19 protein-coding genes are annotated in these 19,943 nt (G+C 66.2%); 14 read left to right on the forward strand and 5 right to left on the reverse strand.

What is annotated here, in order from left to right; translation table 11 throughout:
- Window positions 1–19 precede the first annotated feature (19 nt).
- Together NX862_RS07100 and rsmI are read right to left on the reverse strand one after the other, a co-directional pair.
- A complete protein-coding gene (locus NX862_RS07100) occupies window positions 20–388 on the reverse strand; it encodes a YraN family protein (RefSeq protein WP_413694545.1) in 369 nt (122 codons plus the stop codon).
- A gap of 2 nt (window positions 389–390) precedes the next feature.
- On the reverse strand, window positions 391–1,260 hold the full coding sequence (rsmI, locus tag NX862_RS07105; protein ID WP_264493188.1) for a 16S rRNA (cytidine(1402)-2'-O)-methyltransferase: 870 nt from the start codon (window positions 1,258–1,260) through the stop codon (window positions 391–393).
- Between the two features lie 115 nt (window positions 1,261–1,375).
- Here rsmI and NX862_RS07110 point away from each other — a divergent pair, with 115 nt between their 5' ends.
- The 4 genes from NX862_RS07110 to NX862_RS07125 all read left to right on the forward strand — a co-directional run bounded on the left by NX862_RS07110 (window position 1,376) and on the right by NX862_RS07125 (window position 7,984).
- Window positions 1,376–2,611, forward strand: coding sequence for a penicillin-binding protein activator (locus NX862_RS07110; RefSeq protein ID WP_264493189.1), 1,236 nt, complete (start codon window positions 1,376–1,378; stop codon window positions 2,609–2,611).
- Window positions 2,611–5,394: a [protein-PII] uridylyltransferase gene (locus tag NX862_RS07115; RefSeq protein ID WP_264493190.1), complete on the forward strand. Its 2,784-nt coding sequence runs from the start codon at window positions 2,611–2,613 to the stop codon at window positions 5,392–5,394. Before NX862_RS07110 ends, NX862_RS07115 begins: the two co-directional genes overlap by 1 nt.
- Window positions 5,391–6,911, forward strand: a complete 1,521-nt coding sequence (murJ, locus tag NX862_RS07120) for a murein biosynthesis integral membrane protein MurJ (protein WP_264493191.1) — start codon at window positions 5,391–5,393, stop codon at window positions 6,909–6,911. The genes NX862_RS07115 and murJ overlap by 4 nt, the downstream gene beginning before the upstream one ends.
- An 83-nt stretch (window positions 6,912–6,994) precedes the next feature.
- The gene (locus NX862_RS07125) at window positions 6,995–7,984 is read left to right on the forward strand and encodes an MDR family oxidoreductase (protein WP_264493192.1); all 990 of its coding nucleotides are present in this window, start codon (window positions 6,995–6,997) and stop codon (window positions 7,982–7,984) included.
- 39 nt (window positions 7,985–8,023) lie between these two features.
- On the opposite strand, the gene NX862_RS07130 is transcribed toward NX862_RS07125, so the two are convergent.
- Complete coding sequence (locus NX862_RS07130; RefSeq protein ID WP_264493193.1) at window positions 8,024–9,205, reverse strand: alpha-hydroxy acid oxidase; 1,182 nt, start codon at window positions 9,203–9,205, stop codon at window positions 8,024–8,026.
- A gap of 233 nt (window positions 9,206–9,438) precedes the next feature.
- On the opposite strand from NX862_RS07130, the gene NX862_RS07135 reads away from it, so the two are divergent.
- From NX862_RS07135 to ureG, 8 genes are all read left to right on the forward strand, one after another.
- Window positions 9,439–10,242 carry an urease accessory protein UreD gene (locus NX862_RS07135; protein WP_264493194.1) on the forward strand — a complete coding sequence of 268 codons (804 nt, stop codon included), beginning with the start codon at window positions 9,439–9,441 and terminating at the stop codon, window positions 10,240–10,242.
- Window positions 10,239–10,541, forward strand: a complete 303-nt coding sequence (locus tag NX862_RS07140; RefSeq protein ID WP_264493195.1) for an urease subunit gamma — start codon at window positions 10,239–10,241, stop codon at window positions 10,539–10,541. The genes NX862_RS07135 and NX862_RS07140 overlap by 4 nt, the downstream gene beginning before the upstream one ends.
- 8 nt (window positions 10,542–10,549) lie before the next feature.
- Complete coding sequence (locus tag NX862_RS07145) at window positions 10,550–10,717, forward strand: hypothetical protein (protein WP_264493196.1); 168 nt, start codon at window positions 10,550–10,552, stop codon at window positions 10,715–10,717.
- Window positions 10,714–11,019, forward strand: coding sequence for an urease subunit beta (locus tag NX862_RS07150; protein ID WP_264493197.1), 306 nt, complete (start codon window positions 10,714–10,716; stop codon window positions 11,017–11,019). The genes NX862_RS07145 and NX862_RS07150 overlap by 4 nt, the downstream gene beginning before the upstream one ends.
- Window positions 11,020–12,726 (forward strand): urease subunit alpha, encoded by a 1,707-nt coding sequence (gene ureC / locus NX862_RS07155; RefSeq protein WP_264493198.1) that lies wholly within the window; start codon window positions 11,020–11,022, stop codon window positions 12,724–12,726. It abuts the gene before it with no gap.
- A 2-nt stretch (window positions 12,727–12,728) separates the two neighbouring features.
- Complete coding sequence (locus NX862_RS07160; RefSeq protein ID WP_264493199.1) at window positions 12,729–13,307, forward strand: urease accessory protein UreE; 579 nt, start codon at window positions 12,729–12,731, stop codon at window positions 13,305–13,307.
- 104 nt (window positions 13,308–13,411) lie between these two features.
- Window positions 13,412–14,083: an urease accessory protein UreF gene (locus NX862_RS07165; protein WP_264493200.1), complete on the forward strand. Its 672-nt coding sequence runs from the start codon at window positions 13,412–13,414 to the stop codon at window positions 14,081–14,083.
- Window positions 14,080–14,724, forward strand: a complete 645-nt coding sequence (ureG, locus tag NX862_RS07170; RefSeq protein ID WP_264493201.1) for an urease accessory protein UreG — start codon at window positions 14,080–14,082, stop codon at window positions 14,722–14,724. Before NX862_RS07165 ends, ureG begins: the two co-directional genes overlap by 4 nt.
- A gap of 141 nt (window positions 14,725–14,865) precedes the next feature.
- Here ureG and ilvD read toward each other — a convergent pair whose 3' ends face one another.
- Together ilvD and NX862_RS07180 are read right to left on the reverse strand one after the other, a co-directional pair.
- Window positions 14,866–16,707: a dihydroxy-acid dehydratase gene (gene ilvD, locus NX862_RS07175; protein WP_264493202.1), complete on the reverse strand. Its 1,842-nt coding sequence runs from the start codon at window positions 16,705–16,707 to the stop codon at window positions 14,866–14,868.
- A 102-nt stretch (window positions 16,708–16,809) separates the two neighbouring features.
- A complete protein-coding gene (locus NX862_RS07180) occupies window positions 16,810–17,028 on the reverse strand; it encodes a hypothetical protein (RefSeq protein WP_264493203.1) in 219 nt (72 codons plus the stop codon).
- 146 nt (window positions 17,029–17,174) lie between these two features.
- Between NX862_RS07180 and NX862_RS07185 the strand changes: the two genes are divergently transcribed.
- A complete protein-coding gene (locus tag NX862_RS07185) occupies window positions 17,175–18,824 on the forward strand; it encodes a hypothetical protein (protein ID WP_264493204.1) in 1,650 nt (549 codons plus the stop codon).
- A gap of 25 nt (window positions 18,825–18,849) precedes the next feature.
- Entirely contained in the window at window positions 18,850–19,941 is a 1,092-nt protein-coding gene (locus tag NX862_RS07190; protein WP_264493205.1) for a phosphatase PAP2 family protein, read from the forward strand.
- Window positions 19,942–19,943: the final 2 nt, after the last annotated feature.

Below are 19,943 nucleotides of genomic sequence, written 5' to 3' on the forward strand. Positions count from 1 at the left end.
CGCAAAGAGATGCAATTGATCAGGCCGCCAGCGCGTTTTCGACGATTTCGATTCGCCCCATACTGTCGACCAGGGCCAGGTCGACCTGAAGTTCCTCGACCCCCTCGAAACTGCCGGTGAAGAAGAACTCTTCGGCAGTGACACGCACGCGTTGTTGCTGGGACCAGGTAAAGTGTTCGGAGGCGATGAGGTGGGTCGAGCTTTTCTTGACCTCGATGAAGATCAGCTTGTCGCCATCCCTTGCGATGATGTCGATTTCACCTGCGGTGCCGCGCCAACGCCGCGCGATCACCGTGCGCCCGGTGTCGTCGTAAAGCCGGCTGACCTGATCTTCGGCCGCAAGGCCTGCAAGGTAGTTGGTCTTGCCGCGCAACTGTCTGGACCGCATCGTCATTCCGCATCCCCCAAGGCAAGCGCCATTTGATAGACTTCGCGACGCGGCAGGCCGAAGGCATTGGCCACCGCCGTTGCTGCATCTTTGCTGGAAAGGGTTAGCAAAGCGTTTCGAAGGGCGGCTTCGATCTCGGCTTGCGTGGCCTGGCGTTCTGCACCGCGATCCACGATCAGCACGATTTCGCCTTTCACATCAGTCTCTTTCAAGGCCAGCGCCAGATCGGCAAGGCGCCCGCGTCGCACTTCTTCGAACTTTTTCGTCAGCTCTCGGCACAGGGCCGCCTGGCGATCTGCTCCCAGGACCTCGGCCATATCGGCCAGGGTTGCCGCCACGCGGTTGGGTGATTCGTAAAAGATCAGGCTGGCAGGAACGCCCGCCAACTCGCGCAGCGTGGTCTTGCGGGCCTGGGACTTGGGCGGCAAGAATCCCGCGAACAGGAACCGGTCCGAGGGCAGGCCCGACACCGTCAGCGCGCACAGCACCGCCGAGGCCCCCGGCGCTGCCAGCACCGTGTGCCCTGCCGCAATCGCCTCGCGCGCCAGTTGGAAGCCCGGGTCCGCCACCAGCGGCGTTCCGGCCTCTGACGCATAGGCGACCGACTTCCCCTCGGCCAACAGCCCCAGGATCTTGGGCCGCATCTCGGCGCCGTTGTGGTCGTGATAGGGCAGCATCATGCGCCCGTTGATCGCCACGCCATGGATCTCCATCAGATGTCGCAGCGTCCGCGTATCCTCGGCCGCCAGCACATCCGCCCCCGCCAGCACATCCAGCGCCTTCAGCGTGATATCCCGTGCGGCCCCGATCGGCGTCGACACCAGATGCAGCCCCGGCACCACCCGCCCCGGCATCGCCGTCCAACCCGACATCTGGCACCCTTTCCGCCGACCCAGGGTCAGCCCAAGTTTACTTCACCGCAGCTTCCCTTTAGACTCCCGTTCAGGTCAAGGTCGGCCAGCGCCGCACCCGAATGAGGAGATTTCCATGGTCGCCATTCTGTCAGCCCTGGCAAGGACCGCCGGTCCTGCCCTGTCGCATCTTGCCGCCCGGGTGACAAGCTCCGTCACGGCGACCATCAGGGGCACCACGCTGGGCGCCCTTGCCGCGCTGACGGTCCTTTCGGCCTGCGAGACCACGACCGGCCCCGCCCCCACCGGCGCCTATAACGGCGAGCCGGTCCCCGTGGCCCTGCTGGTCCCCTCGGGCTCGGGCGAGGCCACCGATGACCTGATCGCACAGGGGCTGGAGAACGCCGCCCGCATGGCCATCGCCGATCTGGGCGACGTCAAGATCGACCTGCGCGTCTATCCGACCGCCGCCAATCCCGACCAGGCGGCCTCGCAGGCTTCCAAGGCCGTGACCGACGGGGCCAAGGTCATCCTCGGTCCCTTCTACGCGCTGGAGGCCGCCAAGGTCGGCGCCACGGTCGCCCCGGCTGGCGTGCCGGTCCTGTCCTTTTCCAACAACCCCTCGGTCGCCGGCGGCAATGTCTTTATCCTGGGCCAGACCTTCGAGTCGACGGCCGGGCGCCTTGCCTCTTTTGCCGTGTCGCGCGGGCTGACCCGGATCATGGTCGTCTCGGACGAGACCCCGGCCGGCGAGGCCGGCAAAGCCGCCATCCAGACCGCCATCGGCGCTTCGGGCGGGCAGATCGCGGCGGCGGGGTCCTATCCCTTCAGCCAGAACGGCATCGTCCAGGCGGTCACGGCCATCGCGGCCTCGGCCAAGTCCTCGAACGCGCAGGCGGTGTTCCTGACCGCCGACACCGGTGGGGCGCTGCCCCTGCTGACCCAGCTGCTGATGGAGAACGGCATCAACCCGGCCGCCACCCAGTATATCGGCCTGACGCGCTGGGATATCCCCACCGCCAACCTGACCCAGCCCGGCGTCCAGAACGGCTGGTTTGCCATGCCCGATCCGAACCTGGCCCAGGCCTTCCTGACCCGGTATCAATCCACCTATGGCGCCGCGCCCCATGCCACCGCGGGCCTGGCCTATGACGGGATTGCCGCGGTCGGCGCCCTGGTCAAACAGGGCGGCCTGGCCCAGGTCTCGGCCCAGGGCCTGACCCAACCCCAGGGCTTTGTCGGCGTCGGCGGCATCTTCCGCCTGAACGGCAATGGCACCAGCCAGCGCGGCTTGGCCGTGGCCCAGATCGTCAACCAACAGGTCCAGATTATCGACCCCGCCCCGCAAAGCTTTGGCGGCGCCGGGTTCTGATGACCACACCCCCCAAGGCGCCGGCGCCAAATCCTCTGGCGCCCCGTGGTGTCGGTCTTATCCTGCCGGAAGCCGAGGTCCTGGACCTCGGCCTTCTGCGTCCGCGGGTGCTGGCGGCTGTGCGGGACACCGATGCCAAGTCGGCCCGTGCCGCGGTGGGGGCGATCCTGGCCGAGGCCAAGGCCACCGCCAACACCCGCCTGGCCGCGGCCTTTGCCGTCGATCCGCGCAATGCCCTGCCGCTGACCCGGTCTCAGGCGCTGATGACCGATGGCCTGGTCCAGCTGGCCTTTGCCGCCGCCGAAGCGATGCAAAGCCCCGCCATCACCCTGGATGCCGAGCGTCTGTCTGTCCTGGCCGTTGGCGGCTTTGGCCGGGCCGAGATGGCGCCCCATTCCGATGTCGACCTGCTTTTCCTTTACCCGCTGAAGATCACCGCCCGCGCCGAAAGCATCATTGAAACGATGCTTTACATCCTGTGGGACCTGAAGCTGAAGGTCGGCCATGCCTCACGCACGGTCAAAGACTGCCTGCGCCTGGGCCGTGAGGATATCACGATCCGCACGGCGCTTCTGGAACACCGGGCCATCTGTGGCGACCGCGCCTTGGCGGCAGAGCTGGACGACCGGCTGTGGTCCGAGCTTTTCCGCACCACGGGCCGCGACTTCATCGAGGCCAAGTTGGCCGAACGCGGTGAACGCCACAAACGCCAGGGCGGCCAGCGCTATGTCCTGGAGCCCAATGTCAAAGAGGCCAAGGGCGGCCTGCGTGACCTGCAGACGCTGTATTGGATCGGCAAATACCTGCACCGGGTGGACTCATCCGAAGGCCTTGTGGCCGCGGGCCTGCTGACCGCCGAAGAATATGCCCTGTTCAGCCGGGCCGAAAATTTCCTTTGGGCCGCGCGCTGCCATCTGCATTACATCACCGGGCGCGCCACCGATCAGCTGACCTTCGACCTGCAGGTCGAGGTGGCCGAGCGGATGAACTACCGCGACACCCAAGGCCGCCGCGCGGTCGAATACTTCATGCAGGACTACTTCCGCCACGCCACCCGCGTCGGCGAATTGACCCGCGTCTTTCTGACAGAGCTGGAGGCCCGCCATGTCAAACCCGAGGCGCGGCTTCTGGGCTTTCTGAACCGCCGCAAGGTCGGCGCGGGGTATAAACTGGTCCAGGGGCGGCTGGATGTCACCGATCCGGCCAAATTCCTGAAAGACCCGGTCAACATGCTGCGCGTCTTCGAAGAGGCGGTGCGGTCGGGATATCTGCTTCACCCCAATATCATGCGGCTGATCGCGGCCAACCTGTCGCTGATCGACGACCATGTCCGCGACGATCCGCAAGCCGTGCGTATCTTTCTGCAGACGCTGCTGGATCATGGCAACCCGGAACGCGCCCTGCGGCGGATGAACGAACTTGGCGTCCTGTCGGCCTTCATCCCCGAATTCGAAGCCATCGTCGCGATGATGCAATTCAACGTCTATCACCACTACACGGTGGACGAGCATATCATCCAATGCGTCAGCGTCCTGGCGCAGATCGAACGCGGCGAGCTGGTCGAAGAGCTGCCCGTGGCGACCGGTATCCTGAAAACCGGCGTGAACCGGCGGGTGATCTATGTGGCGCTGTTGTTGCATGACATCGGCAAGGGGCGGCCCGAGGATCACTCGATCCTCGGGGCGCAGATGGTGCGCCGCATCGCCCCGCGTCTGGGTCTGACGGCCGAGGAATCCGAAACCGTCGAATGGCTGGTCCGTCATCACCTTCTGATGTCGGACGTGGCGCAAAAGCGCGACATCGGCGACCCGCGCACCGTGCGCGACTTCGCCAAGGCGGTCGAAACCCGCAAGCGGCTGGACCTGCTGACCGTCCTGACCGTCTGCGACATCCGTGGCGTCGGGCCCGGCACCTGGAACAACTGGAAGGCCATGCTGCTGCGCCAGCTTTACTCTCACACCGCCGAGGCGCTGGAGGGCGGGCTTGAAACCTTCAACCGCGGTCGCGCGGTCGAGGAAAGCCGCGCGGCGCTGCGGGCGCGGCTGACCGATTTCACCGCCGACGAGGCCGCCAAAGAAACCGCCCGCCACTATGACCCCTATTGGTCCGGCCTGACCACCGACACGCAAGAGGCCTTTGCCCGCCTGCTGCGGGGCCTGCAGGACGATGAAATCCGCATCGACCTGCATCCCGAACCGCAGCGCGACGCCACCCGCGCCTGTTTCGCCCTGGTCGACCACCCCGGCATCTTCTCGCGGCTGTCCGGCGCCCTGGCCTTGGTCGGCGCCAATGTGGTCGACGCCCGGACCTATACGTCGAAAGACGGCTATGCGACCGCGGTCTTCTGGATTCAGGATTCCGAAGCCCATCCCTACGAGGTCTCTCGTCTGCCCCGTCTGCGCGGCATGATCGACAAGACCCTGAAGGGCGAGGTCCGCCCCCGCACCGCCCTCGCGGATCGCGACAAGGTGAAGAAGCGCGAGCGCGAATTCCGCTTTCCGACCCATATCGCCTTCGACAACGAGGGCTCTGAGATCTACACCATCGTCGAGGTCGACACCCGCGACCGGCCGGGGCTGCTGTATGACCTGACCAGGACGCTTGCGGCCAACAACATCTACATCGCATCCGCAGTGATCGCGACCTATGGGGCCCAGGTGGTGGATACGTTTTACGTCAAGGACATGTTCGGGCTAAAGCTGCATGCCAAGCACCGACAAGAGGCGCTGGAGGCGAAGCTTCGCCAGGCCATCGCCGAGGGCACCGAAAGGGCGCAAGCGTGATCCGCTCCATCCTGACGGTCGGCGGCTGGACGCTGGTGTCTCGCGGCACGGGGTTCGCCCGCGACGTGCTGATGGCGGCTTACCTCGGCACCGGGCCGGTGGCCGAGGCCTTCCTCGTGGCCTTTTCCCTGCCCAACATGTTCCGAAGGTTCTTTGCCGAGGGCGCCTTCAACATGGCCTTCGTGCCGATGTTCGCCAAAAAGCTTGAGGGCGGCGAGGATGCCACGGGCTTTGCCCGCGACGCCTGGAACGGCATGGTCTGGATCTTGCTGGCCTTTACCGTGCTGGGCACGCTGGCGATGCCCTGGCTGGTCTGGGCCATGGCCTCGGGCTTTGCCGGAGAGCGGTTCGACCTGGCCGTCACCTTCGGGCGGATCAGCTTTTCCTATATCCTGTTCATCTCGCTGGTGGCTTTGCTCTCGGGCATCTTGACCTCGCACAAAAGGTTCTCCGAGGCCTCCTTCGTCCCCGTGCTGATGAACCTGGTCTTTATCGCGGCCATGGGGCTTGCGGCCTGGGCCGGGTGGGACATGGGGTTGACCCTGGCCTGGACCGTGCCTGTGACCGGGGTGGCGCAACTGGCCTTCACCTGGGTCTCGGCGCGGTCCCTGGGCTATGGTTTCACCCTGGGCTGGCCACGCCTGACGCCCGAGCTGAAGCATCTGGCGGTGATCGCCGGGCCCGCGGTGCTTGCGGGCGGGGTGGTGCAGATCAACATGCTGGTGGGCCGCCAGGTGGCCTCGTTTACCGAAGGCGCGGTGGCCTGGCTGTCCTATGCCGACCGCTTGTATCAGTTGCCCCTGGGGGTGGTGGGCATCGCCATCGGGACGGTCCTGCTGCCGGAACTCTCCCGCCGCCTGAGGGCAGGCGACGCCGAGGGCGGACGCGATGCCTTCAACCGCGGCGCCGAATTCGCCCTGATGCTGACGCTGCCCGCCGCCGTGGCGCTGATGGTCATCGCGGTGCCTTTGTGCCAGGTCCTGTATCAGCGCGGCGCCTTTGGCCCGGCGGACACCCAGGCCACGGCGCTGGTGCTGGCCATCTATGGCGCGGGCCTGCCGGCCTTCGTGCTGCACAAGGTCTTGCAACCGCTCTTCTATGCGCGTGAGGACAGCCGCAGCCCCTTTGTCTATGCGCTGGTATCCATGGTGGTGAATGTGGGGCTGGCGGTGGGCCTTCTGCCGCTTTTGGGGTTTTCGGCCGCCGCCTGGGCCACGACGCTTTCGGGCTGGGCCATGGTGGGCCAGCTCTGGTGGGGCTCGCGCAAGATGGCCGCCGAGGCGCAGTTCGACGCCCGCTTCCGCAAACGCCTGCCGCGGATCATGTTGGCCTCTGCCGTCATGGGCGGAGTCCTCTGGGGCGCGGCGCAGGTCCTGGATGGCCCGCTGAACGCCCGCTTCTGGCACTTCCCGGCCTTGGGCCTGCTGTGCGCCATCGGCATCCTGGCCTATTTCGCGGTCGGAGCCCTGATCGGCGCCTTTCGCCTGTCCGACCTGCGGGCTTTGCGCCGCCGCTGATCCTTTCATACTGACCCAAATACTCCCTTCACCCTTGCCTCCCGCGTCCCGCCTGTCATTCTGGCCCAAAGATGGAGGTGGCGATGTTCAAGGCCCTGGTGATGGAAAAACCCGGCGAGACCGCAATCCCGGTCCTGCGTGACGTCGACGAGGCCGACCTTCCCCCCGGCGATGTGACCGTGGCGGTGGAGTTTTCGACGCTGAACTACAAGGACGGGCTTTGCATGGGTCCGACCGGCGGCGGCCTGGTCAAGGCCTGGCCGCATATCCCCGGGGTGGATATGGCGGGCACCGTGCTGGACAGCCAGGACCCGCGCTATGCCCCGGGTGACAAGGTGCTTCTGGGCGGCTGGCGTGTGGGCGAAATCTGGTGGGGCGGGTTTGCGCAAAAGGCCCGGGTCAAGGCCGATTGGCTGGTGCCCCTGCCTGCAGGTCTGACCACGCGTCAGGCCATGGCGGTGGGGACGGCGGGGCTGACCTCGATGCTGGCCGTCTTGGCGCTGGAGGATCACGGGCTGACCCCTGCAAAGGGCGAGGTCCTGGTGACGGGCGCGGCCGGCGGCGTTGGTTCGACCGCGGTCGCGATCCTGGCCCATCTGGGCTATCAGGTGGCCGCCGTCACGGGCCGCCCCGAGACGGAAGGCTATCTGCGCGACCTCGGCGCCACCCGCATCATCCCCCGGGCGGATCTGGCCGAAACCGTCAAGCGCCCGCTGGAGGCCGAGACCTGGGCCGGTTGCATCGACGCCGTCGGCGGGCCGATGCTGGCGCGGGTGTTGGGCCAGATGAAATACGGCGGCTCGGTCGCGGCGGTGGGGCTTGCGGGCGGGGCAGGGCTGCCCACCAGCGTCATCCCCTTCCTTCTGCGCGGCGTGAACCTTCTGGGCATTGATTCCGTGATGCGCCCCTATCCCGACCGGGTGAAGGCCTGGGCGCGCATCGTCACCGACCTGCCGCATGACAAGCTGGACGCCATGGTCCAAAACGTGACGCTGGCCGACCTGCCCGCTCTTGGTCCGGCGATCCTGAAGGGAGAGGTCAAGGGCCGCGTCGTCATCGACGTCAACGCCTGAGGCGGGGCGCCCCCCCCGGACCCCCGCCCTGCCAAGCCCTCACGCCTTCCAGTCGCCCTCGAAATCGGCGGGGATCATCAGGTTATGCGCGCCGAACTGCGCGATGTCGCGCTCACCGCACAAAGCCATCGTCGTGTCGATCTCGCGGCTGATGACCTCCAGCGCCTTGGTCACGCCGCGTTCCCCCATCGCCCCCAGCCCATGGATATAGGCCCGCCCGATCATCACGCCATGCGCGCCCATGCCCCGCGCCCGCAGCACGTCTTGGCCAGACCTGATGCCGCTGTCCATCCAGACCTCGACCTTGTCGCCCACCGCCCGGGCGATCCCCGGCAGCCTGCGGATCGACGACAGGGCCCCATCCAATTGCCGCCCGCCATGGTTCGACACCACAATCGCCTCACAGCCGAAATCGGCGGCCCGGCGCGCGTCGTCCTCGTCCAAAATCCCCTTCAGGATCAGCTTGCCGCCCCACATGTCGCGGATGCGCGCGATCTTGCCCCAATCCAGCTGCGGATCGAACTGTTCCGCCGTCCAGGACGACAGCGAGGACAGGTTCGACACCCCCTTGGCGTGCCCCACGATATTGCCGAAGGAATGGCGCCGCGTCCCCGCCATTCCCAACGCCCAATGCCAGCGCAAGCCAATGTCCAGGATGTTGCGCAAGGTCGGCTTGGGCGGCGTCGACAGCCCGTTCTTCAGGTCCTTGTGACGTTGCCCCAACAGCTGCAGGTCCAAGGTCAAGACCAGGGCCGAGACGCCCGCCTTCTTGGCCCGCTCCAGCGTTGCCGCCACGAAATCCCAATCCTTCATCACATAAAGCTGGAACCAGAAGGGCTTGCCGGTGGCCGCCGCCACATCCTCGATCGAACAGACCGACATGGTCGACAGCGTATAGGGCACACCGAAAGCCTGGGCCGCGCGGGCCGCCTTGATCTCGCCATCCGCCGATTGCATCCCCGTCAGACCGACCGGAGCCAGCGCCACGGGCATCGCCACCTTTTCCCCTGCCATCGTGCTGGCAATCGTCCGGTTGGTCATGTCCACCGCGACCTTTTGGCGGAACCGCAGCCGGGAAAAGTCGCTGACATTGTCGCGGAAGGTCTGTTCGGTATAGCTGCCGCTTTCGCAGTAATCCCAGAACATCTTGGGCACGCGGCGCTTGTGCAGCCGTTTCAGGTCTTCGATGCAGGTGATGACGGGGTCAGAAAACAAGGGCATGGGGCCTCCGAAGCGCGGGTGACTGGCATGTTAGCGGGACCTGCGGCCAAGGGCCAGAGGCTCTGTGGAACGGTTTCCACACCACAGCACTTTGCGCACCGCCTGTTTTTCGGGCGACATGCCGCATTTGCGGGCAAACGACCGGCGCAGCCCGGTGAACCCCATCCGGCACAGGCGCCACCACTGGCCCTGATCCCATCCCGGCGCAATCCTGTCCGCAAACCGGAGGACAGATGCTCGACGCCGCCCCCATCCAGATGCAACGCGCCAAAGGCCGGGCCCATGTGGCCTTTGGCCTGCGCGGCACCACGCGGCTGGTCGATCTGGCGCAACAGGGCTCGGCCAAGGTGCTGTTGCCGCGTGTCACCGACCGGCCCGAGGTCGTGTTTCTGAACACCTCCGGCGGGTTGACCGGGGGCGACCGTCTGGACCTGTCCTTGACCCTGACCCCGGGCGCCCAGGTCAGCGCCACGACCCAGACGGCCGAGCGCGCCTATCAGTCCCAAGGCCCCGCCGCCCATGTCACCTTCCGCGCCCATGTCGACCGCGCCAGCCTCCATTGGCTGCCGCAGGAAACCATCCTTTTCGAGGCCAGCCACCTGAACCGAACGACGGAAATCGACCTGCTGGGCGAGGCCGAGGTTCTGGTGTGCGAAAGCCTGGTGCTGGGCCGTCACGCCATGGGCGAACATCTGACCCGCGCCCGCCTGTCCGACACCCGCATGGTGCGCCGCGACGGTGTGCCGGTCTGGGCCGAGGGCCAGATGCTGTCGCCCGAGACGCTTTCTCGCCCCGTGCTTCTGGGCGGCGCCACGGCCTTTGGCGTCGTGGCCCTGGTCGCAAGGGCGGCCCAGGACATGCCCCGCCCGGTGCAAATCGACGGCGCGCGGCTGGAATTCTCGGCCTGGGATGGGCGCGCCCTGGTCCGCATTGCCGCCACCAGCGGCCTGACCCTGCGGCGCCAGATGGCCGCCGTCATCACTCAATTCTCCGGACGCCCCCTGCCGCGCGTCTGGTCCAGCGGAGGCACGATATGAACCTGACCCCCCGCGAGCGCGAAAAGCTGCTCGTTTCCGTCGCCGCCATGGTGGCCCGTGGTCGCCTGGCCCGCGGCGTCAAGCTGAACCACCCCGAGGCCGTGGCGCTGATCACCGATTTCGTCGTCGAAGGCGCCCGCGATGGCCGTTCCGTGTCCGACCTGATGCAGGCCGGCGCCCATGTGATCACGGCGGATCAATGCATGGCGGGCATCCCCGAAATGATCCACTCCGTCCAGGTCGAAGCGACTTTCCCCGACGGCACCAAGCTTGTCACCGTCCATCACCCGATCCGTTGAGGCCCCATATGAAGCGTCTTGCCCTCCTTGCCTTGATCCCCGCTCCGGCCTTTGCCCATCAGGGCGACCACAGCCACGCGGGTCTCTTGCACCTCTTGACCGAGCCCGACCACCTGCTTCTCATGGGCATCGCCGTGGCCGCCGTGGTCTATGTCGTCGTCAAGGTGCGGCGATGATACCGGGAGAAGTCCTGACCGCCCCCGGCGAGATCGAGTTGAACACCGGCGCCCCCGTCACCACGCTGATCGTGGCCAACACCGGCGACCGTCCGATCCAGGTCGGCAGCCATTACCACTTTGCCGAAACCAACCCGGGGCTCAGTTTCGACCGCGAGGCCGCGCGGGGCCAAAGGTTGGATATCCCGGCCGGCACCGCAGTGCGTTTTGAACCGGGCCAGTCGCGCGAAGTGCATCTGGTGCCCTATGGCGGGCTGCGTCAGGTCTGGGGTTTCAACGGCAAAGTGATGGGAGCGCTGTGAATGTCCTATAAAATCCCGCGCGCCGATTATGCGGCGATGTATGGGCCGACCACGGGCGACCGGGTGCGCCTTGGCGATACGGATATCATCATCCAGGTCGAACGCGACCTGACGACCTATGGCGAAGAGGTCAAGTTCGGCGGCGGCAAGGTGATCCGTGACGGGATGGGCCAGTCCCAGATCCCCCGCGCGGGGGGGGCGGCGGATACCGTCATCACCAATGCGCTGATCCTGGACCACTCGGGCATCTACAAGGCCGATGTGGGCCTGCGCGACGGGCGCATCGCGGGCATCGGCAAGGCGGGCAACCCCGACACGCAAACCGGCGTCACCATCATCATCGGCCCGTCCACCGAGATCATCGCCGGAGAGGGCAAGATCCTGACCCCCGGCGGCTTTGACGCCCATATCCACTTCATCGCTCCGGGTCAGGTCGAGGACGCGCTCCATTCCGGCATCACCACGATGCTGGGCGGCGGCACCGGCCCCGCGCATGGGACTTTGGCCACGACCTGCACGCCGGGCCCCTGGCACATCGGGCGGATGCTGCAGGCCTTGGACGGCTTGCCCATGAACTTCGGCCTGTCCGCCAAGGGCAATGCCAGCCGCCCCGAGGCCTTGGTGGAAATGGTGCGCGCCGGCGCCTGCGCCATGAAACTGCATGAGGATTGGGGCACGACGCCCGCCGCCATCGACTGCTGTCTTTCGGTGGCCGACGATATGGATGTGCAGGTGATGATCCACACCGACACGCTGAATGAATCCGGCTTCGTGGAAAACACCATGGCCGCGATCCGGGGCCGCACGATCCATGCCTTTCACACCGAGGGCGCGGGCGGCGGCCATGCGCCCGACATCATCAAGGTCGTGGCTGCGGAAAACGTCATCCCCTCGTCGACCAACCCGACGATGCCCTATACCGTCAACACGCTGGAAGAGCATCTGGACATGCTGATGGTCTGCCATCACCTTGACCAGTCGATCCCCGAGGACGTGGCCTTCGCGGAATCCCGCATCCGCCGCGAGACCATCGCGGCGGAGGATATCCTGCATGACATGGGCGCATTTTCCATCATGTCGTCTGACAGTCAGGCCATGGGGCGTGTGGGCGAGGTCATCACCCGCACCTGGCAGACCGCCCATAAGATGAAACTCCAACGCGGCCGCCTGTTCGATGAAAAGGGCGACAACGACAACATCCGCGCCAAGCGCTATATCGCGAAATACACGATCAACCCCGCCATCGCCCAGGGGATGAGCCGCCACATCGGCTCCATCGAGGTCGGCAAACGCGCCGACCTCGTCCTGTGGTTCCCGGCGTTTTTCGCAGCCAAACCCGAGATGGTCTTGATCGGCGGCATGATCGTTTGTGCGCAGATGGGCGATACGAACGCCTCTATCCCGACGCCGCAGCCGACCTATTCCCGTCCGATGTTCGGCGCCATGGGCCGCGCGGTCGAACGCAACGCGGTGATCTTTGTCAGCCAGGCCGCACAGGCCGACGGTCTGGCGCATCTGGGTCTGGCCAAATCGCTGGTCGCGGTGGAAAACACCCGCAAGATCGGCAAGTCCAGCATGATCCACAACAGCGCCAAGCCCCATATCGAGGTGAACCCGGAAACCTATGAGGTCCGCGCCGATGGCGAACTTTTGACCTGTGAACCCGCAAGCGAGCTTCCCCTCGCCCAACGCTATTTCCTGTATTGACCATGAGCCTTCTGACCACAGCCCGCCAAGTGATCCGCAGCCCCAAGGGCGTCACGGCGCATGACCATGTGACCCTGACCTATGACGAACGCTTCTTGCGCCGGAAGCGCCTTGTGACGGCGCATGACCTTAGCTTCATGGTCAACCTGGCCGAGACCCTGTCGCTGAACCACGGCGACTGTTTTGGGCTGGACGATGGCCGCCTGATCCAGGTCATTGCCGCCGAAGAGCCCGTCGTGGTGATCCAGGGCGACCTGGCGCGGCTGGCTTGGCATATCGGCAACCGCCACACGCCTTGCCAGATCGAGGCCGCGCGCCTGCTCATCCGTCAGGACCACGTGATCGAGGCGATGTTGGCGCAGCTTGGCGCGACGTTGTCCCGCGCGATCGAGCCCTTCACCCCCGAAGGCGGCGCCTATGGCCATGGCAGAACCATGGGCCACAGCCATGGGGAAAATAGCCATGGGGAAAATAGTCACGGGGAACATGGTCACGGGGGGCACAGTCACGGGGGGCACAGCCACGCCCCCGCCTTTGACCCTGCCGCCCCGGTCCCGCTTTTCCCCTTTGCGATGAAATGACGGACGCGATGGCGGACGAGATGGCAGGGGAGATAGCCGGGGAGATAACGGGGGCGGGCAGTCCTTCCTTGCGCCCCCCGGATGACGCGCCCTCGGCCGCTGTCTTGGCGCATAGTGTCAACCCATCCCCGGCGATCCCGCAGCCTCAGGCGCGGCTGATCCTGACACAGCTGCTGTCGCCGGCCTTTCCGGTTGGCAGCTACGCCTATTCCCAGGGGCTAGAGGTCGCCATGGTTCAGGCCACAGGCTTGGCCACGGTCCATGACGCGGCCTCGCTTGAGGCTTGGGTCGAGGGTGTCATCCTGTATGGCTCTGGCCGGATCGACGCCGCCTTTGTCGCCGAGGCCCGCGCGCCCGGAGCCGACTTGCCCGCGCTGGCCGCCCTGGCCCTGGCCTATGCCACCTCGGGCGAACGCGCGGCCGAATTGCGCGACCAGGGCGCGGCCTTCGCCGTCTGTGCCCGGGCGCTGGGGCTGGACTGCCCGGACCTGCCCTATCCCGTGGCGCTGGGGGCCGCCACCGCCGCCCTGCCACTGGAAACCGCCGAGGTCGTGGCGCTGTATCTTCAGGCCCTTGCGGCGCAGCTGATCTCGGCCGCCGTGCGCTTTTTGCCGCTGGCTGCGACCCAGGGCCAGCAGGTCCTGGCCCGGCTGGCTCCCAGTTTTGTGGCCCCCAGTTTCGCCCCAAACCCGCAAGGCCTCACCTCGGCCCATCTGACGGCCGACCTCGCCGCCATGGCGCATGAAACCCTGCAACCAAGGATTTTCCGCACATGACCCACACCGGTCCCCAATCCACCGGTCCCCTCAAAGTCGGCATCGGCGGCCCGGTCGGCGCTGGCAAGACCTCGCTGACCGAACAGCTGTGCCGGGCGCTGGCGCATCGCTGTTCCATGGCGGTGATCACGAATGACATCTACACGCGTGAGGATGCCGATTACCTGACCCGCGCCCAGGTCCTGCCCTCTGACCGCATCCGCGGCGTGGAAACCGGCGGCTGCCCCCATACGGCGATCCGCGAGGACGCCAGCATCAACCTTTCGGCCGTGGCCGACCTGCGGCGCCAGTTCCCCGACCTGGACCTGATCCTGATCGAAAGCGGCGGCGACAACCTCTCGGCCACCTTCTCGCCGGAACTGGCCGACCTTAGCATCTACATCATCGACACCGCCGCCGGTCAGGACATCCCGCGCAAAAAGGGCCCGGGCGTGACGAAATCCGACCTGTTGGTGGTCAACAAGACCGACCTTGCCCCCCATGTCGGCGTCGATCCCGTGCTGCTGGAGGAAGACACCAAGCGCGCCCGCGGCACCAAGCCCTATGTCATGGCCCGCATCCGCCATGGCCTCGGCATTGACCAGGTCGTGGCCTTCCTGGAACACGAAGGCGGCCTGGAGCTTTCGCCCAAAGCCGCCTGATTTCATCTTTTCAGAAATATCCCACGGGGTTCTCAGGGGCTGTGAAAGCCCCTGAGGCAGGGGGTGCGGGGGGCGGCAGCCCCCCGCGTCCTCCGGTTGGGATCAAAGGCATTTCATGCCTTTGATCCCAACCGGACCCGCTCACACCTCGTCCGGCAAGATCCGCACCGCGCCCCGATCCGCCGAGGACGCAAACATCCCATAGGCCTTCAGCGCCTGAGACACTTTCCGCGGCCGCGCCTTTGCAGGCTTCCACCCCGCCAAGTCCTGTTCCGCCCGCCGCGCCGCCAAGACCTCATCCGACACCCGCAACGAGATCTTGCGGTTCGGGATGTCGATGTCGATCATGTCGCCCTCGCGGACCAGTCCGATGACCCCGCCGCCCGCCGCTTCGGGGCTGACATGCCCAATCGACAGGCCCGAGGTCCCGCCCGAAAACCGCCCATCGGTCAACAGCGCGCAGGCCTTCCCCAGGCCCCGTGACTTCAGATAGCTCGTCGGATACAGCATCTCTTGCATGCCCGGGCCGCCCTTTGGCCCCTCATAGCGGATCACCACGACATCGCCGGCCACGATCTTGTTCGACAAGATCGCCTCGACCGATGCGTTCTGGCTGTCGAAGACCCGCGCCGGGCCCGAGAAGACCAGGATTGAATCATCCACCCCGGCGGTCTTCACGATACAGCCATCGACCGCGATATTCCCCGTCAGCACGGCCAACCCGCCATCCTTGGAAAACGGCGTCTTGGCCGAGCGGATCACGCCATGTTCGCGGTCCAGGTCCAGTTCGGCAAAGCGCCCGGTGGCGGTAAAGGCCGTGGCAGACCTGACCCCACCCGGCGCCGCCATGAAGAACTGGCGCACGTCCTCTTGGTTGGTCCGGCTGATGTCCCATTTGTCGATGGCCGCGCCCAAAGACCGCGCATGAACCGTGGGCACCTCGCGGTGCAACAGGCCGGCATTGTCCAGCTGACCCAGGATCGCCATGATGCCACCGGCGCGGTGGACGTCCTCCATATGGACATCCTGCTTGGCGGGCGCGACCTTGCACAGGCAGGGCACCTTGCGCGACATGCGGTCGATATCGGCCATGGTGAAATCGACGCTGCCTTCATGGGCCGCGGCCAGGATATGCAGCACCGTGTTGGTCGATCCGCCCATGGCGATGTCCAGGGCGATGGCGTTTTCAAACGCCTCTTTGGTCGCGATGTTGCGCGGCAGGACCGAAGCGTCCTCGCCCTCGTAATAGCGCTTGGTGATGTCCACGATCACATGGCCGGCCTCTTCGAACAGGCGCTTGCGGTCGGCATGGGTCGCAAGGGTGGACCCGTTGCCCGGCAGCGACAGGCCCAAAGCCTCGGTCAGGCAGTTCATCGAATTGGCGGTGAACATGCCGCTGCACGACCCGCAGGTCGGGCAGGCGGCCTTTTCGATCGCCTCGACCTCTTCATCCGAATAGCTTTCATCGGCGGCCGAGACCATGGCGTCGACCAGGTCCAAAGCCACTTCCTTGCCCTTGATGACGACCTTGCCGGCCTCCATCGGGCCACCGGACACAAACACGACGGGGATGTTCAACCGCATGGCGGCCATCAGCATGCCGGGGGTGATCTTGTCGCAGTTGCTGATGCAGACCATGGCATCGGCGCAATGCGCGTTGACCATGTATTCGACGCTGTCGGCGATCAGCTCGCGGCTCGGAAGGCTGTAAAGCATCCCATCATGGCCCATGGCGATGCCGTCATCGACGGCGATGGTGTTGAATTCCTTGGCCACGCCGCCGGCCTTTTCGATTTCGCGCGCGACCAGCTGGCCCATGTCCTTCAGATGCACATGGCCCGGGACAAACTGGGTAAAGCTGTTCACCACCGCGATGATCGGCTTGCCGAAATCGCCATCCTTCATCCCCGTCGCGCGCCAAAGGCCACGGGCTCCGGCCATGTTGCGGCCATGGGTCGTCGTGCGGGAACGGTAGTGCGGCATGGGAAACCTCCTGATCAGCCGCCCTGACATCGCCCTTTCCGGCCAAGGTTTCAAGGGCTGATGCGCAAATGCCCCCCCCAGATGTCGCCCGCCACGGACGGCCTAGGGCGCCTGGTCCTGAATGTCGCGGGCGCCGATGCGGTCCATGACCTCGATCATCCAGCCCAAAGTGTCCGCCTCATCGGCCGTCAGCATCGGATTGCGCAGCGCCCCCAGCGCCACGGGCCGGAATTCGGTCCATCTGTTTTGAAAATCCGCCACGTCTCGCGCGCGGGCCAAGGTCGTCCTGGCCTCGCGGGCAATACCGGAACCGTCTCGCATCTCAAATCCTGTCATTCGTTCGTCCGCCCTGCAATGGGGCGATCATGGCGCCTGCGATGCGACATGCGATGTTAAAAAAGCGTCAAAGGTCTTGCCCGGTGGCGGGGCGGGGTTCACAGTCCGGTGTGGGTGGACCTGGGCCTGTAATGACCAAAATCTTGCATATCAACCTTTTTGGCGCCTGCAGCGTGACCGGAACCGCCCCAAGCGGCGCCTTCGAGGTCAAGCCAGCCAAGCACCGCGCGCTTTTCGCGCTGTTGGCCACGGCCAATGGCGGGCGGCGGACGCGGGTCTGGTTGCTGAACATGCTTTGGGGCGCCTCGGCCCATGACGGCGGGCGCCAGTCGCTGCGCACCGCCCTGTCCAAGCTGCGCACCGAGATGGGCGGCGCCTTTGACCTGCTGCTAAAGGTCGACAACACCGAAATCACGCTGGACCTGTCGAAGGTCGAATTCACCGGGGCCCCCAGCGCCGGAGAGTTCCTGGAGGGCATCGACATCCGCGACGACGACTTCAACCACTGGCTGCAGGGCATCCGCCAGGCGCCGGACCAGTATTTCGCCCTGTTGCGCGGCGGGGCGGCGCCTGCGCCCGCGGCCCGCGCCATCCTGCCCGCCATCGCGATCCTGCCCTTTCGCCTGGTGGCCGGAGAGGCGATCCACACGGTCCTGGGCGACTGGCTGGCCGAGGAAATCTGCCGCGCCCTGTCGCGCAGCCCGCTGCTGACGGTGATTTCCCACCTGTCCTCGCGTGAGATCAGCGCGCAGCGGCCCGACACCCAGCGTCTGCGCCGGGCCCTGGGGGTGGATTACGCCGTCTTGGGCAGCCTAAGGGTCCTGGGCGAAAAGGTCGTGCTGGATGCCGATTGCATCGACGTGGCCACCGGGCGCATCCTGTGGACCCGTCAGGCCCAGGGTCGCATGGCCGATTTCCTGGCCCCCGATGCCGATTCCGTGGCCGAGATCGTCCGCGCCATCGGCCGCACCGTCGCAACCGAGGCGCTGACCCATGCCCGCGGCCGCAGCCTGAAGGCGCTGGCCGATCACCACCCGCTGATTGCCGGGGTGGGGATGATGCATGAACTGCGGCTGTCGTCATTCTCGAAATCGCGTGAGCTGATCGAAGAGGCGATCCGCCGCGCCCCCGCCGTGCCCGAAGCCCATGCCTGGCTGGCGGAGTGGTATGTGATGGCGATCTTCAACGGCTGGTCGGATGACACCTTGCGCGACGCGGGCCGCGCCATGGCCGCCACCGAAGAGGCGCTGACCATCGACCCCGATAACACATTTGCCCTGACCATCGACGGGGTGGTGATGAACAACCTGTTTCAGCGGCTGGATACGGCGGGGGCGCGGTTCGACACGGCGCTGGACCTCAATCCGAATGAAAGCCTGGCCTGGCTTTTGTCCTCGGTGCTTGCGGCTTACCGCGATGACGGGGCGGGGGCGGTGATGCGGGCGGAACAGGCGATCCGGCTCTCTCCGGTCGATCCCTTTGGCTATTTCTACGACGCCATGGCCTCGACCGCCTATGCCGCGGCCGAGGATTGGACCCGCACACTAGAGCTGGCGGACCGGTCCCTGGCGCGCAACGACCGGCATATCTCGACGCTGCGGGCGAAGATTTGCGCGCTGCATCACCTGGGACGGGGCGGCGAGGCGCGCCAGGTGGCGAACGAGTTGAAACGCAGGCAGCCGGGGTTTTCGGTGGCGCAATATCGCCGCACCCATCCGGCCGCCGAGGCGAAGATTGGACAAAGGGTCGTCTCTGCCCTGCTGGAGGCCGGCCTGACCTGATTTCCTGAAACCCAAGGGGGATTTGATGTCGACGTTTAACACTCAACACGGATTGCACGGTTTGCATGGTCTTCACGGCCTGCATGGTTTGCACGGGCTGCATGGCCTTCATGGTCTGCACGGGCTGCACGGATTGCACGGCTTGGGCGCGGCGGGGCCGGGGGCCGAGTCGGGCCAGCAATCCGCCGCCGAGGCCATGATGCACGCGGCGGGCCTTGCGCCCTTGCCCGAGGCGGGGATTGCGCCCCTGGCCCGGAACAGCGCCACCCACATGCGGCGCTGGGCGCCCGAAGTGCGGGGGATGCTGCTGCAAGGGGCGGTGGCGGCCAAGGCGGGCCATGCGGTCGATCCGGCGGGCGATTTCGTCTCGCTGACCTGGGGCGGCAACACGGTGGCCACGCTTTTGCCGCCCGATGCGGCCACCTTGGCCCGGCAATGCGACCTCGTGCGCTATTACGCCGATCAGCGCAGCGACCGCAGCGCCGAGGTCTTCAGCCAGATGGACGCCTTTACCGCCTATTTCGGGCATCTGATGGGCCTGACCGCGGCGCGCAATCCCAAAACGCTAGAGCTTTTGTCCCTGGTGCCGGCCATCGCCGGGCCGCTGACTATGGTGGCGAAACATGTCTTTGCCGTCCGCCGCCCGGCTGAACTGGATGTGCGGGTGGCCCCCCTGATCGGCACGCCGGGCCATGGCGCCTATCCTTCCGGCCATGCGGCTCAGGCCATGGCCATGGCCGTGGTGGCCGAGGCGCTGATCCTGTCGACCCCCGCCCATTTCGGCGATGCGGCGGCGCGGGTCGACCTGGTTTACCGCGCGGCGCAGCGCATCGCCTGCAACCGCACGGTGGCGGGCGTGCATTACCCGATGGATTCCGCGGCGGGCGCTCGGTTGGGGCTGCAGATCGGCCGCATCCTGGTGGCCATGGCGACGGGGGGCGGTTCGGTGCGCGATCTTGCCCCCTTTGACCCCAACACCGACCCGGCCCGCGACTATCTTTACGACGACACCAAGGCGCTGTGGACGGCTGCGGGCCAAGGCAACCCCGTCCCGGTCGCGGGCGATCCGCTTTGGGCCTGGGCCTGGGGCGAGGCCGCCCGCGAATTCACTCTGTGAGG

It is taken from the genome of Stagnihabitans lacustris (assembly GCF_025950525.1).
Taxonomy (GTDB): domain Bacteria; phylum Pseudomonadota; class Alphaproteobacteria; order Rhodobacterales; family Rhodobacteraceae; genus Stagnihabitans.

Bases quoted from the DNA above. Each gene is read 5' to 3' on its own strand.
- ilvD (WP_264493202.1), bottom strand. From the start codon at position 16,707: ATGCCGCACTACCGTTCCCGCACGACGACCCATGGCCGCAACATGGCC.
- NX862_RS07180 (WP_264493203.1), bottom strand. From the start codon at position 17,028: ATGCGAGACGGTTCCGGTATTGCCCGCGAGGCCAGGACGACCTTGGCC.
- NX862_RS07140 (WP_264493195.1), top strand. From the start codon at position 10,239: ATGAACCTGACCCCCCGCGAGCGCGAAAAGCTGCTCGTTTCCGTCGCC.
- NX862_RS07130 (WP_264493193.1), bottom strand. From the start codon at position 9,205: ATGCCCTTGTTTTCTGACCCCGTCATCACCTGCATCGAAGACCTGAAA.
- NX862_RS07115 (WP_264493190.1), top strand. From the start codon at position 2,611: ATGACCACACCCCCCAAGGCGCCGGCGCCAAATCCTCTGGCGCCCCGT.
- NX862_RS07125 (WP_264493192.1), top strand. From the start codon at position 6,995: ATGTTCAAGGCCCTGGTGATGGAAAAACCCGGCGAGACCGCAATCCCG.
- rsmI (WP_264493188.1), bottom strand. From the start codon at position 1,260: ATGTCGGGTTGGACGGCGATGCCGGGGCGGGTGGTGCCGGGGCTGCAT.
- NX862_RS07110 (WP_264493189.1), top strand. From the start codon at position 1,376: ATGGTCGCCATTCTGTCAGCCCTGGCAAGGACCGCCGGTCCTGCCCTG.
- NX862_RS07185 (WP_264493204.1), top strand. From the start codon at position 17,175: ATGACCAAAATCTTGCATATCAACCTTTTTGGCGCCTGCAGCGTGACC.
- NX862_RS07135 (WP_264493194.1), top strand. From the start codon at position 9,439: ATGCTCGACGCCGCCCCCATCCAGATGCAACGCGCCAAAGGCCGGGCC.
- ureC (WP_264493198.1), top strand. From the start codon at position 11,020: ATGTCCTATAAAATCCCGCGCGCCGATTATGCGGCGATGTATGGGCCG.
- ureG (WP_264493201.1), top strand. From the start codon at position 14,080: ATGACCCACACCGGTCCCCAATCCACCGGTCCCCTCAAAGTCGGCATC.
- NX862_RS07150 (WP_264493197.1), top strand. From the start codon at position 10,714: ATGATACCGGGAGAAGTCCTGACCGCCCCCGGCGAGATCGAGTTGAAC.
- NX862_RS07190 (WP_264493205.1), top strand. From the start codon at position 18,850: ATGTCGACGTTTAACACTCAACACGGATTGCACGGTTTGCATGGTCTT.
- NX862_RS07145 (WP_264493196.1), top strand. From the start codon at position 10,550: ATGAAGCGTCTTGCCCTCCTTGCCTTGATCCCCGCTCCGGCCTTTGCC.
- NX862_RS07100 (WP_413694545.1), bottom strand. From the start codon at position 388: ATGCGGTCCAGACAGTTGCGCGGCAAGACCAACTACCTTGCAGGCCTT.
- NX862_RS07160 (WP_264493199.1), top strand. From the start codon at position 12,729: ATGAGCCTTCTGACCACAGCCCGCCAAGTGATCCGCAGCCCCAAGGGC.